The sequence below is a fragment of the Anaerococcus marasmi genome, assembly GCF_900290195.1.
GTDB lineage: Bacteria > Bacillota > Clostridia > Tissierellales > Peptoniphilaceae > Anaerococcus > Anaerococcus marasmi.
This window is the reverse complement of record NZ_OLMF01000004.1, coordinates 693126-705628: the sequence shown is the minus strand read 5'-3', so window position 1 is coordinate 705628 and position 12503 is coordinate 693126. Positions and strand designations below refer to the sequence as shown.

General features: G+C 35.8%; 13 protein-coding genes. 12 read left to right on the top strand and 1 reads right to left on the bottom strand.

Going from position 1 to position 12503, the window contains the following annotated elements:
- The first annotated feature begins 3 nt into the window (after positions 1–3).
- The 10 genes from murG (at position 4) to C7D97_RS03695 (ending at position 10720) form a co-directional block, all read left to right on the top strand.
- Positions 4–1095 (top strand): undecaprenyldiphospho-muramoylpentapeptide beta-N-acetylglucosaminyltransferase, encoded by a 1092-nt coding sequence (gene murG / locus C7D97_RS03740; protein WP_105300786.1) that lies wholly within the window; start codon positions 4–6, stop codon positions 1093–1095.
- Complete coding sequence (locus C7D97_RS03735) at positions 1085–1894, top strand: cell division protein FtsQ/DivIB (RefSeq protein WP_105300785.1); 810 nt, start codon at positions 1085–1087, stop codon at positions 1892–1894. The genes murG and C7D97_RS03735 overlap by 11 nt, the downstream gene beginning before the upstream one ends.
- Before the next feature lie 37 nt (positions 1895–1931).
- Positions 1932–3020, top strand: coding sequence for a cell division protein FtsZ (gene ftsZ, locus C7D97_RS03730; protein WP_015778124.1), 1089 nt, complete (start codon positions 1932–1934; stop codon positions 3018–3020).
- Between the two features lies 1 nt (position 3021).
- Entirely contained in the window at positions 3022–3489 is a 468-nt protein-coding gene (gene nrdR, locus C7D97_RS03725) for a transcriptional regulator NrdR (RefSeq protein WP_105300784.1), read from the top strand.
- A 174-nt stretch (positions 3490–3663) separates the two neighbouring features.
- The gene (locus tag C7D97_RS03720; RefSeq protein WP_105300783.1) at positions 3664–4983 is read left to right on the top strand and encodes a replication-associated recombination protein A; all 1320 of its coding nucleotides are present in this window, start codon (positions 3664–3666) and stop codon (positions 4981–4983) included.
- Positions 4973–6361, top strand: coding sequence for an asparagine--tRNA ligase (asnS, locus tag C7D97_RS03715; RefSeq protein ID WP_105300782.1), 1389 nt, complete (start codon positions 4973–4975; stop codon positions 6359–6361). The genes C7D97_RS03720 and asnS overlap by 11 nt, the downstream gene beginning before the upstream one ends.
- Before the next feature lie 8 nt (positions 6362–6369).
- Positions 6370–8772, top strand: a complete 2403-nt coding sequence (leuS, locus tag C7D97_RS03710) for a leucine--tRNA ligase (protein WP_105300781.1) — start codon at positions 6370–6372, stop codon at positions 8770–8772.
- Positions 8773–8972: 200 nt separating this feature from the next.
- Positions 8973–9566, top strand: a complete 594-nt coding sequence (gene wrbA / locus C7D97_RS03705; RefSeq protein ID WP_105300780.1) for an NAD(P)H:quinone oxidoreductase — start codon at positions 8973–8975, stop codon at positions 9564–9566.
- Positions 9567–9779: 213 nt separating this feature from the next.
- On the top strand, positions 9780–10373 hold the full coding sequence (locus C7D97_RS03700) for a TVP38/TMEM64 family protein (RefSeq protein WP_105300779.1): 594 nt from the start codon (positions 9780–9782) through the stop codon (positions 10371–10373).
- A gap of 8 nt (positions 10374–10381) precedes the next feature.
- Entirely contained in the window at positions 10382–10720 is a 339-nt protein-coding gene (locus C7D97_RS03695) for an SdpI family protein (RefSeq protein WP_105300778.1), read from the top strand.
- Positions 10721–11159: 439 nt separating this feature from the next.
- On the opposite strand, the gene C7D97_RS03685 is transcribed toward C7D97_RS03695, so the two are convergent.
- On the bottom strand, positions 11160–11480 hold the full coding sequence (locus C7D97_RS03685; RefSeq protein WP_105300777.1) for a DUF4491 family protein: 321 nt from the start codon (positions 11478–11480) through the stop codon (positions 11160–11162).
- Between the two features lie 168 nt (positions 11481–11648).
- Between C7D97_RS03685 and C7D97_RS03680 the strand changes: the two genes are divergently transcribed.
- On the top strand, positions 11649–12053 hold the full coding sequence (locus C7D97_RS03680) for a helix-turn-helix domain-containing protein (RefSeq protein WP_105300776.1): 405 nt from the start codon (positions 11649–11651) through the stop codon (positions 12051–12053).
- A 9-nt stretch (positions 12054–12062) separates the two neighbouring features.
- Entirely contained in the window at positions 12063–12410 is a 348-nt protein-coding gene (locus tag C7D97_RS03675; RefSeq protein WP_105300775.1) for a hypothetical protein, read from the top strand.
- The last annotated feature ends 93 nt before the right edge of the window (positions 12411–12503 follow it).

Below are 12503 nucleotides of genomic sequence, written 5' to 3'. Positions count from 1 at the left end.
TAGATGAAAGTAATAATTTCAGGCGGAGGAACGGGTGGACATATTTATCCAGCCATAGCCATAGGAGAAAAACTTCAAAAAGAAATTCCTGATGTGGAAATAATCTATGTCGGCATAAAAAATGGCCCAGAAGAGACTGTTGCCCAAAAATATGGCTATAAATTTATAGACCTTCCTGGCATGGGGATTCCTAGAAGGATAAACAAAAAACTATTCAAATCCCTTCTTAGAAACTTTGAAGGTTTCAAGAAGGCTAAGAAAATAATAAAGGAATATAAGCCAGACCTTGTAATAGGAACGGGAGGATATGTTTGTGCTCCTATCCTATATCAGGCAAGTAAGAAGGGAATTCCCTCTTTAGTCCACGAGTCAAACTCCTACCCAGGCATGGCATCAAAGTTTTTATCAAACAAGGTAGACAAGGTCCTAATATCCTACAAGGAAGCAGAAAAGCACTTTAAGCACAAGGAAAGGATCCTAGTAACAGGTAACCCTGTAAGGACTAGCTTTAAGTCTGACTTTACTGACAAAGACCTTAAAGATTTAGGAATCAAGAAAGACAGACCAGTTGTATTTTCCTTTGGAGGGTCAAATGGATCTTATTATATGAACGAGGCAGTTAAGGAATTATCCAAAAATCTCGACGGTTCCTACTATCTACTCCACCAAACTGGAAAGAAAAACTACGATGATTTCATGGCAGAGGTAGAGAAAAGCGAATATCTTAAGGTATTTTCCTATATAGATAATATAGATCTTTTCTATGCAGTAAGTGATCTTGTTATAGCTTCATCTGGAGCTATGAGTCTTTCTGAAATCTCTGCTGTAGGAAAAGCTTCAATACTTATACCTAAGTCTTATACTACAGAAAACCACCAGCAGTTTAATGCACAAACCTATGTTGATAACGGCGCATCTATAATGATTTTAGAAAAAGACCTAGATGGAGCTGTTTTAGATAGAAAAATTAAAGAAATAATTAGGGATAAGGATAAGCTTAAGAAAATGGGCGATAACGCCAAGGCTCTTTCTGATGATGAGGCAGGAGATAAGATTTTTCATATAATTGAAGGGTTGATCAAAGATGAAAGATAAAAGAAAAGCTAGAAAGAAAAGTCAGATGCCTGAAGCTAGCAATAAAAATAGGACAAGGAGAGTCGTAAGTAAGAAAAAGCCTAAGACTTTTACTAAAAGATTCGTGATTTTTCTTATTATATTATTCCTTTCGATATTCATAGTAAATGCCCTAAGGCACCCTTACATGAAAATTTCACAGGTATATGTTACAGGAAATGAAAGGCTTAAGGATACAGATATTATTTCAAGCGTACAAAATCCAATCGGCAAAAATATATTGACTTACAATGTAAAAAAGAACGAAAAAAAACTTATGGAAGAAGACACGATTGAAGAAGCTGAAATAAAGAAGGTTTTTCCTAAGGTAATCAATATCAAAGTCAAAGAGACCTATCCGAGATTTTTCATAGAAGATAAGGAAAAAATAACCTATATATCCAATCAAGGAAAGGTGATGGATAGCGAAAAAATACCAGCTAATACCAAAAATTCTCTAATAAGTATTAAGATTTCTGACTACAAGGAAGATATTAGAGAAGAATTTACAGATGATGAGGATTTATTAAATTTTATCAATGAAATAAACTCTTCTTCCTTCGTAGATTTGATTAATGAATTAAATTTTGAAAACAATAGGCATATTGGTATAATAATAAAAGATATGAGAGTTGATTTTGGTGATTTGAAAGAAAGTTCATACAAGATTAGATTACTAGAATCAATCCTAAAGGATGTAGAAAGTAAGGACCTAGATGTTTCTTCCATAGATTTAAGTAATGGAAAAAACCCAGTAGTTGAAATAAACGAAGGTTCTTAATATAAGATTTATCTATTAGAATAAAATGGGGGAAAGTATGGCAAACATTAACATGGAAATGGACAACAGCTCTTTAGCAAAGATTAAAGTCATCGGAGTTGGTGGCGGTGGAAACAACGCAATCAGCAGGATGAGAGAAAGCGGATTATCTGGTGTAGAATTTTTGGCACTAAACACAGATCTTCAAACACTACAAGAATCAAACGCAGATATTAGACTTCAAATTGGTGAGAAACTAACAAGAGGCCTTGGAGCTGGAGCTAATCCTGAAGTTGGAGAAAAGGCTGCAGAAGAGTCTAAAAACGAAATATCAGAAGCTATCAAAGGCGCAGACATGATCTTTATTACTGCTGGAATGGGCGGTGGAACAGGTACAGGTGCTGCTCCAGTAGTTGCGAAAGTTGCTAAAGAGATGGAAATCTTGACAGTTGGTGTTGTAACTAAGCCATTTACTTTCGAAGGTAGAAAAAGACAAAACCAAGCTGAAGGTGGAATCGAAAGATTAAAGGAAAATGTAGATACCTTAATCACAATTCCAAATGATAGACTCCTACAAATCGTAGAAAAGAGAACATCAATGGTAGATGCCTTCAAGATGGCAGATCAAGTACTTATGGATGCAGTAAGTGGTATTTCAGAGCTAATCGCTGTACCTAACGTAATAAACCTTGACTTCGCTGACGTTGAGTCAATCATGTCTGATCAAGGAATTGCCCACATGGGTATCGGTAGAGCTAATGGTGAAAATAGGGCTGTTGAAGCTGCTAAGGCTGCTGTTAACTCACCACTGCTTGAGACAAGCATCGAAGGAGCAAACGCAGTATTACTTAACGTAACTGCAGCTGAAGTTGGTCTAATGGAAGCTAATGAAGCAGCAGAGCTTATTAGAGAAAATATCGACTCTGATGCTAATATCATATTCGGAGTTGGTAGTGATGAATCTCTGGGAGATGATATCAAGATTACTGTTATCGCAACAGGTTTTGATAATCCAACACCAGCAAGAAGAAGCGTACAACAAGCTTCAAGAAATAGAGAAGAGCTTAAAGCTCCTCAAAGACCAAGCGCTAAGAAAAAATCATCAAACCCATTTGATGACTTCGACTTGCCAGATTTTCTAAAATAAGATGAGATGTCCCTACTGCGATTCAACCAATACCAGGGTTTTGGATTCAAGATCAACAGAAGACGATAGGGCTATAAGACGAAGACGCTTGTGCGAAGATTGTGATCGTAGGTTTTCAACTTACGAAAGATATGAAGATTCTACTATCATGGTCATAAAAAAGGACGAAACAAGAGAAGCCTATGACCCAACGAAATTGATAGCAGGAATTGTAAAAAGTTGCCAAAAAAGACCGGTGACTATGGATGATATTGAAAAAGTTGCTAGGAATGTAGAAACTAGAATAAATCATACGGGAAACAAAGAAATAAGTTCAACCTATATAGGAGAGCTGGTTATGGCTGAGCTAAAAGAGCTAGATCCAGTTGCCTACGTGAGGTTTGCATCGGTTTATAGAGAATTTAAGGATGTTGATTCCTTTTATGAAGAAATAAAAAGTTTAAAAGATAAGGGGTCTGTTGCAGAATGAATAAATCGTTCCGTTATCGTTAGAAGAACCTCCACGGAAATTTTGCCTCAATTAGCCGGCGGGCTATAATTAGCTTACCGGCTAGAGGAGGTAAATTTCCTAAGAGAACCTTCTAACGATGGAACGATTGTTATTCATAATTTTGCAACAGCTCCTTTTCTTTAGGAGGAGATAATGGATTTATTTGAACTTAATAGGATTAATCAATTAGAAAAAAGTGCTCCTCTAGCTGATAGGTTAAGGCCCAAGGACTTAAGTGATTACCTAGGTCAAGACCATCTTATAGGAGATGGAAAGATTATTAATAGGATGATCAAGGCGGATAGGATATATTCGATGATTTTCTATGGGCCACCTGGAGTGGGTAAGACTAGCCTTGCTAAGATCATCTCCAAAAAGACTAATATGGCCTTCGAAGAGATCTCTGCTGTGGCAAGTGGAATATCTGACCTTAAGAAAAAAGTACAGATAGCCAAGGATAATTTATCTTTCGAGAATAAGAAAACTATCCTTTTTATTGACGAGATTCACAGATTTAACAAAAGCCAACAGGATTATCTTTTACCTTTCGTAGAGGATTCAACCCTTATTCTTATTGGAGCGACTACAGAAAATCCTTACTTCGAGGTAAATAAGGCCTTGATATCTAGGATGTATGTCTTCGAGCTAAAAAGCTTAAGTGATGAAGACCTATCAAGCTTGATCGATTCTGCTCTTAAGAAAGATGAGATCCTAAAGACTAAGGATATTATAATAGAAGATGAAGCGAGACAGACTCTAATAAAATACTCCAATGGAGATTCTAGGGCCTTACTTAATGCTTTAGAGATTGCTATATTTTCAGAAGATGAGATTGATGGTAGAATAGTTATAGGAAAGTCTACTATTGAAAATTCTACCCAGAAAAAAATTGCCGTATACGACAAAAATGGAGATAGACATTATGACACAACCAGTGCCTTTATCAAATCCATGAGAGGTTCAGATATAGATGCAGCACTCTTTTATCTTGCCAAGATGCTTGAATCAGGAGAAGATATCAAGTTTATAGCAAGAAGGATGATTATATTTGCATCAGAAGACATATCTAATGCCGATCCAAATGCCCTGGTTATGGCGGTCAATTGTTTTAAGGCTATAGATACGGTAGGAATGCCAGAGGCTAGGATAATCCTTGGCCAAGTGGTCACATATCTTGCGGCTGCACCAAAGAGTAATTCTACATACCTTGCAATAGATAATGCGATTGATTTTGTTAAGAATAATAAGGATAAAGAAGTACCAAATAAGCTTAAAGATACCCACTACAAGGGATCAAAGAATTTGGTAAAGGACGAATACCTCTATCCTCACGCTTACGGAGGCTATGTAGAGCAAGACTATCTTCCAGATGAGTTCATAGAAGAGAAATTCTATGAGGCGAAGAAAGTTGGATATGAAAAAGAAATGATAGAAAGACTTGAGAAAATAAAGAGAGGGATAAATGAAGATTAGAGATATATTAAATGAAGTAGATAAATATGTTGATAGGGAAGTTTGTGTATATGGTTGGATGAGAAACCAAAGATTTGGTAAAAATGTTGGTTTTATCGAGCTAAATGATGGAACAACCTTCAAGAACTTACAAGTAGTTGTAGGAAGTGATATAGAAAATTACGATGAACTCGACAAGCAATACTTATCAACATCACTTGAAGTTAAGGGAGTTTTGGTAAAAACAGGTAATAGCAAAAATCCTTACGAAATCCAAGCGAAAGTTGTAAATGTATTAGGAGAATCTTCTGAAAAATTCCCTATCCAAAAGCAAAGACAAACACTAGAATTTATGAGAACTATCCCTCATCTTAGGGCTAGAACAAACACCTATAGGGCTGTTTTCAGGGTAAGATCAATCCTTGCTTACTCTCTCCACAAGTTCTTCCAAGAAAGAGGCTTCCTATATGTGAACCCTCCAATAGTAACTTCTTCTGACGCAGAAGGAGCAGGAGAGATGTTTAATATAACAACAATAGACCCAGATGACGCTCCTAGAAATGAAGACGGAAGTGTCGACTATAGTAAGGACTTCTTTAGCAAGAAGAGCTATCTAACAGTATCAGGTCAGCTTGAGGCAGAAGATTACGCCCTAGCCTTTGGAGATGTCTATACCTTCGGTCCAACTTTTAGGGCAGAAGAGTCAAACACTCCAAGACATGCCGCAGAGTTTTGGATGCTAGAGCCTGAAATGGCCTTTACAGATTATAATCTAGCCATGGATGTGGCAGAAGATATGATCAAGTATTCTATCAATTACCTACTAGAGAACGCTCCAGATGAGATGAATTTCTTCAATACCTGGATTGACAAGGGACTAATTGAAAGACTAGAGAAATTAAGAGATGCAGAATTTGCTAGAGTAACTTATACAAAGGCAATCGAACTTTTACAAGAATCTGGTGAGAAATTCGAATTCCCAGTAGAATGGGGAATCGACCTACAAACTGAACACGAGAGATATCTTTCTGAAAAAATCGTAGGGGGACCTGTATTTGTAACAGACTATCCAAAAAACATCAAGGCCTTCTATATGAAAAGAAATGACGATGGCAAGACTGTTGCAGCCTTCGATATGCTAGTTCCTGGAGTAGGTGAGCTAATAGGTGGTTCACAAAGGGAAGAAAGATACGACGAATTATACAAATCAATGGAAGAAAATGGCCTAAATCCAGAAGAGTACGAAAACTACCTAGATCTAAGAAGATTCGGTACAGTAGTTCACTCAGGCTTCGGACTAGGATTTGAGAGAGCTGTAATGTATGTTACAGGAATGAAAAATATCAGAGACGTACTAGCTTATCCAAGATATGTACGTGCCTTCGCTGATAAGAACTAGGGGGAGTAATGGTTGAATATAATCCAAATGCCATAGAGAAAAAATGGCAAAAGAAATGGGATGATGAGAAGACTTTTAAGTCTGAGATAGATAATAATAAGAAGAAATTCTATCCTTTGGTAGAGTTTCCTTACCCATCAGGACAAGGCCTACACGTAGGACACCCTCGTCCATATACCGCCCTTGATGTCGTAGCTCGTAAGAGGAGACTTGAGGGAGAAAATGTAATGTATCCAATGGGATGGGATGCTTTTGGTCTTCCAACAGAAAACTACGCTATCAAAAACAAAATCCACCCAGCTAAGGTCACAGAAGATAACATTGCCCACTTCAAAGAGCAAATGAAATCAATAGGATTTTCCTTTGATTGGGATAGGGAAGTAAATACAACTGATCCTGATTATTATAAGTGGAGCCAATGGATCTTCATTCAAATGTATAAGCGTGGACTAGCCTACAAGAATGAAATGTCAGTAAACTGGTGTCCATCTTGTCAAGTAGGACTTGCCAACGAAGAAGTAGTAGATGGTAAGTGTGAAAGATGCGGCACAGAAGTAGTCCACAAGATGAAAAATCAATGGATGCTAAAAATAACGGAATATGCAGACAGATTGATAGATGATCTAGAAGAAGTTGACTTTGAAGAAAGAATTAAGGCCAGCCAAATCAATTGGATAGGTAGGAGCCATGGTTGTGATGTAGATTTTAAGATAAAAGACCTAGACGAAAAGCTAACAGTATATACAACAAGACCTGACACTATTTTTGGTGTATCCTACATGGTAGTAAGCCCAGAGCATCCAATCCTCGACAAATACAAAGAAAGAATCAAAAACTTCTCTGAAATAGAAGCCTACCAAGAAGAAGCTAAAAAGAAATCTGACTTCGAAAGAAGTGAGCTTAATAAGGATAAGACTGGTGTAATGATTGATGGAATCTCTGCAATCAACCCACTAAACGATAAGGAAATTCCAATTTGGGTATCAGATTATGTCCTAATGACCTATGGTACAGGAGCAATAATGGCAGTTCCTGCTCACGACAGCCGTGATTTTGAATTTGCTAAGAAGTTTGATATGCCAATTATTCCGGTTTATGATACGGGAGAAGAGCTTCCTACTACTGATATCAATAAGGGAGAGGCAATCAATTCAGACTTCCTAAACGGCCTATCAGCAAGTAATGCTAAGAAAAAAGCAATCGAATATGTAGAAGAAAAGGGACTTGGTAAGGCAAAGACCAACTTTAAGCTAAGAGACTGGGTATTTTCTCGTCAAAGATATTGGGGTGAACCAATACCTATGATCTACTGCGAAGAGCACGGTTGGGTTCCAGTTCCTGAAGAAGAGCTTCCAGTAAAGCTTCCTGACGTTCCTTCCTATGAGCCTACGGCTACAGGAGAGTCTCCACTATCAGAGATAGAAGAGTTTGTAAACACTACTTGTCCAATCTGTGGAAAACCTGCCAAAAGAGAAACAGACACCATGCCTCAATGGGCAGGATCAAGCTGGTATTATCTAAGATATATGGATCCAGCTAACAAGGAAGCCATTGCAAGTAAAGAAGCCCTAGACTACTATTCTCCAGTTGATTGGTACAATGGTGGAATGGAGCATACCACTCTTCACTTACTTTACTCAAGATTCTGGCACAAATTCCTCTATGATATAGGAGTAGTTCCAACAAAAGAACCTTACAAGAAAAGAACTAGCCATGGAATGATCCTAGGAAGCGACCACCAAAAGATGAGCAAGTCTCGTGGAAATGTAATAAACCCAGATGATATTATAAGAGATTACGGGGCTGATACCTTAAGATGCTATGAGATGTTTATGGGAGATTTCTCATCAATGGCAATCTGGTCAGATGAGGGAGTAAGAGGCTGTAGAAAATATCTAGAAAGAGTATTTAACCTAACAGATCTTGTAGTAGAAGGCGATAAGTACAGCAAAGACCTTGAAGTTGTGATCAACCAAACTATAAAGAAGGTAAGTGAAGATTACGAAAACCTCAAGTTTAATACTGCAATCGCCCAACTTATGACCCTCCTAAATGAGATGAAATCTCTAGGTAAAATTACCAAGAAGGACTTTAAAACATATATAACCCTTCTAAACCCAGTAGCTCCACACATGACTGAAGAATTGTGGGAGATTATGGCTTATGAGGGAGAGCTTAACCAAACTTCATGGCCAAGCTATGATGAGGACAAATTAAGCTTCGATTCATTCGAAATGCCAGTACAAATCAACGGTAAAGTTAGGGGCAAGGTCATCATGGATAAGGATGCAAGCAAGGAAGATGCAATAAAGAGCGCCCAAGAAGATAATAATATTAACTCATATATCGAAGGAAAAGAAATTAGAAAAATAATTTACGTTCCTGGTAAAATCTTAAATATAGTTGTCTAAGCTGATATCTTAGATAGTTTAAAGGAAAACTCAAAGGTCTAACTTTTGGGTTTTTCTTTTTTTAATTTTTTATCCCATAAATTTTGTAAGTGATAAAGCTTTTTGAAAAAGATATTTAATGTTTGGAAATAATGATATTGGTTATATATATAAAGACGAAATTATAACTAACTAGATATAATTAAAGAAAGGAATATATAATGAAACTTGCGATAATTTACTATTCACAAACAGGGGTTAATTATTCCATGGCCAAGAAGGCTTATGAAACTGCGAGAGAAGCTGGGGCTGAGGTAAGGCTTAGAAAAGTCCACGAAAGCCTCGATACATCAGATGTAATAGAAGGATCTGCTTGGGATAAGCTTCTAAAGGAGACAGCAGATATTGAAGAAGCCACAGCAGAGGACTTAGTATGGGCAGATGCAATAATATTTTCCACACCAACAAGATTTGGTAATGTATCCTATCAAATGAAGGCCTTTATAGATAGTCTAGGCGGAGTATGGGCAGAAGGAAAACTAGTTAATAAATACGTTACTGCCTTCTCATCTGCACAAAACGCAAATGGGGGCCAAGAGCAAACTATAAGAGCAATTTATACAAGTGCTATGCATTGGGGAGCAATAATTGTTCCAACAGGATATACAGATGATTCTATCTATCTGCAAGGAGGAAATCCTTACGGAGTAAGCGCGAGCCAAGATCCACAAAAACAAGACTCTACAACTACTAATGATGTAATGCCAGCAGTAGTTCATCAAACTAAGAGACTGATAGAAGTAGCTGGTAAGTAAGAAGAAAATAGACCTCAAAGTAAATTGATAATTGATTTTACGAAAAAAATAAAGGCTTTGAGGCCTTTTTATTTACATAAAATTTAATATAAGTAAGACTTAGATTAACAATGTTAAATCTTGAAAAATATTGCTTAATTTCATATAATAGATTTGACAAGGAAGAAATAAAGGTGTAATATTGTATTACAAACATCATACAAAGAGGGATTTATGAAAGCTATAATAAAGAAAAATATTTTCAACATAATATCAGTCCTTATGCTTGTAATATTTACAATCTTGGGATATTTAGGCTATAGGGCAGGACTATTTAATTCTATAGATAGCTTTAGGACTTATATCCTATCTAAGGGTAAGCTAGCCCCTCTTTTCTTTATGATTATCCAAGTGGTTCAGGTTGTCCTTCCAATAATCCCAGGCGGACTTACTACTGTATTTGGCGTGATTATATTCGGAGCCTTTTGGGGTTTTATCTATAATTACATTTCTATCTGTATTGGATCAATTCTAGTGTTTTTTATCTCTAGAAATTTCGGCAAGTCAATTGTGATAAGGATTTTCGGTAAGGACACTTTTGAGAAATACCATCACAAGATTAACGACAAGTCCTATGAGAAGTTCTTTGCCCTTGCGATTTTATTTCCGGTAGCTCCTGACGATTTCCTTTGTTACTTGTCAGGACTTACAGATATGAGCTTTAAGAAATTCGCAAGTGTAATATTTCTCTTCAAGGGTCCATCCATATTTCTCTACTCCATGGCTTGGGCGATGGGACTTGACTTTATATTTGAAAGATACTTATAGGAGGCCTTATGTTTTACAAAAATTTATTGCTTTACTTTGTGCCAGCCTTTTTGATTATAACAGGCTTTGTTTGCGAAAGAGTAAAGGATAAGAAGATTAATGACAAATACGGTTATAGGTCAGCTCTTTCTATGAAAAATAAGGCTAATTGGTATTATGCTAATGATAAGATGAGTAAACTTTGCTTTATCCTTGGGGCTGTGTTTCTCCTTGTAGGATTTCTGGTCCAAAAATATCTCGAAATAACAACTGTAAGAATAATAATAATTTTAATTGTAGAAGTTTTATTATATATAACTAGTGGGATATTATTAGAAAATAAATTAAAAGAAGCCCACAAAAAATGACCTGAACCCCAAAATCCAAAATACGGATGGAGGGGTTTTTATGCCAAAATACACAAAAGAATTTAAAATAAAATTAGCACTAGAACACTAATCAGGTGAATCTGGTGGTTATCGAAATGTCGCTAAGAAATATGATATTCCAGATGAAACTTTGAGAAATTGGATAAATAGATTAGAAAATCATTGGACTTATTATTTTAATTATATATGCGGAAGATATCTTCCCAGACCCTTTCTAAAGAGAGGTCATCTTTTGAGGAAAAGTAATTGAAGAATGTCTCTATTGCCACCCCAAGGTATTAGCAAGCTTCCAAATACTCAGAGTCTTAAGTCCTTCCTCTAAATACTAAATATTTTTACTCTTTAGGATTGATTTTCGTGAAATATCCATGAATGAATCCTTAATGAACATTGTTAATTATTTTTATAAAGTTTATTTTTATTTGTCAAAATTTTTATTTTTTCTTAAATTATCGTAGTATTCTTTTCTCTTGGGATTTTCCTTAAACCAACCTTTTAAAACTCTTTTTTCTTGTTCATTAACTTCACCTATAGACCAAAAACAACAGCAAGCGATTACACCTGCAAAAATGCTAGGTATAAGTGAATTAACATATATAGAAATTCCTACAAAAATAAGGCCGAAAAGTGCAAAATATTTATTAATCTTTTTGCCAAAATAATATTCGCCTTTAATCACAAGCGGATGAAAAATTCCTATAAGAAAAAATGTTACTACACCAATTATTATTCCTTCCATAATTCCTCCTTATTTAATTATCATATATTTGGTAAATTTGGTCAAATTTTTGTGAAGTCCATGAAAATCAAAGGACGTAAAAGCATTTTTACATGAAAAATCTTGGGTGTAAAGTGATATAGATAGACTAAATAAAATATTTTTTTAATATAGACTTAGGAGGTAGAAATGTTGATAGGAGATAAGTTGAAGGAAGCGAGACTTAAGAAAAATATGACCCAAGAAGAAGTCGCAGAGAAGATTTTCGTATCTAGGCAATCCATTTCCAACTGGGAAAACAACAAGACCTATCCTGATATAGGAAATGTAATTGCCCTATCCGATCTATATGAGATTTCTTTGGACGAACTTTTGAAAGGAAGCGATAATTTTATGAAACACTTGGAAGAGTCAACTGACTTAGTAAAATCAAATAAGAAACTTATAGGAATAATAATACTCGCCTTAATTACTATGATAATCATCGCCTTATTTACAGAATTTATGCCAGAAAGATTAAACATGGTAGCTATATTTGTACTTTCCATAATTTTAACAGGGCTAATCTATTCAGAGATTATAAAAAGATTCTAGGAGGATTTTATGAATTTACAATTAATAATTATAATTATAAGTGGAGCTGTAACTGTACTTGGTGGTCTTATCCTACAATATAATATCTATCAAATGACTAAAATTGATGCGAGGGCAAGAGGACTTAAGCATCCTAAGCTACTTGGAGTTTTAAATATATCAGGCAATAATGGCAATGCCTTTCTCCTAGCCTATCTTATAGGAAGGAAGAAATATCCTATACAAAATTTAGGAAAGAGGGATAAGGAAAATCTCGAAGCTTTCAAGAAAAAATCCCGCCTAGCTCTCTTAATCCACCTCATAGGAGGGGCTGTGTTTATTGGATTTTTAATATATTATAAGAATATGTCATTTTAATTAAAGAAAAGCTTATGCAAGTTATAAACTTCCTTCTCTAGTTAAGTCTTGCACCTAACTAGAGAAGGCCAGTTCATTGATTTTGCATAAGCT

Bases quoted from the DNA above. Each gene is read 5' to 3' on its own strand.
- C7D97_RS03680 (WP_105300776.1), top strand. From the start codon at position 11,649: ATGTTGATAGGAGATAAGTTGAAGGAAGCGAGACTTAAGAAAAATATG.
- nrdR (WP_105300784.1), top strand. From the start codon at position 3,022: ATGAGATGTCCCTACTGCGATTCAACCAATACCAGGGTTTTGGATTCA.
- C7D97_RS03685 (WP_105300777.1), bottom strand. From the start codon at position 11,480: ATGGAAGGAATAATAATTGGTGTAGTAACATTTTTTCTTATAGGAATT.
- wrbA (WP_105300780.1), top strand. From the start codon at position 8,973: ATGAAACTTGCGATAATTTACTATTCACAAACAGGGGTTAATTATTCC.
- murG (WP_105300786.1), top strand. From the start codon at position 4: ATGAAAGTAATAATTTCAGGCGGAGGAACGGGTGGACATATTTATCCA.
- leuS (WP_105300781.1), top strand. From the start codon at position 6,370: ATGGTTGAATATAATCCAAATGCCATAGAGAAAAAATGGCAAAAGAAA.
- ftsZ (WP_015778124.1), top strand. From the start codon at position 1,932: ATGGCAAACATTAACATGGAAATGGACAACAGCTCTTTAGCAAAGATT.
- C7D97_RS03700 (WP_105300779.1), top strand. From the start codon at position 9,780: ATGAAAGCTATAATAAAGAAAAATATTTTCAACATAATATCAGTCCTT.
- C7D97_RS03735 (WP_105300785.1), top strand. From the start codon at position 1,085: ATGAAAGATAAAAGAAAAGCTAGAAAGAAAAGTCAGATGCCTGAAGCT.
- C7D97_RS03720 (WP_105300783.1), top strand. From the start codon at position 3,664: ATGGATTTATTTGAACTTAATAGGATTAATCAATTAGAAAAAAGTGCT.
- C7D97_RS03695 (WP_105300778.1), top strand. From the start codon at position 10,382: ATGTTTTACAAAAATTTATTGCTTTACTTTGTGCCAGCCTTTTTGATT.
- C7D97_RS03675 (WP_105300775.1), top strand. From the start codon at position 12,063: ATGAATTTACAATTAATAATTATAATTATAAGTGGAGCTGTAACTGTA.
- asnS (WP_105300782.1), top strand. From the start codon at position 4,973: ATGAAGATTAGAGATATATTAAATGAAGTAGATAAATATGTTGATAGG.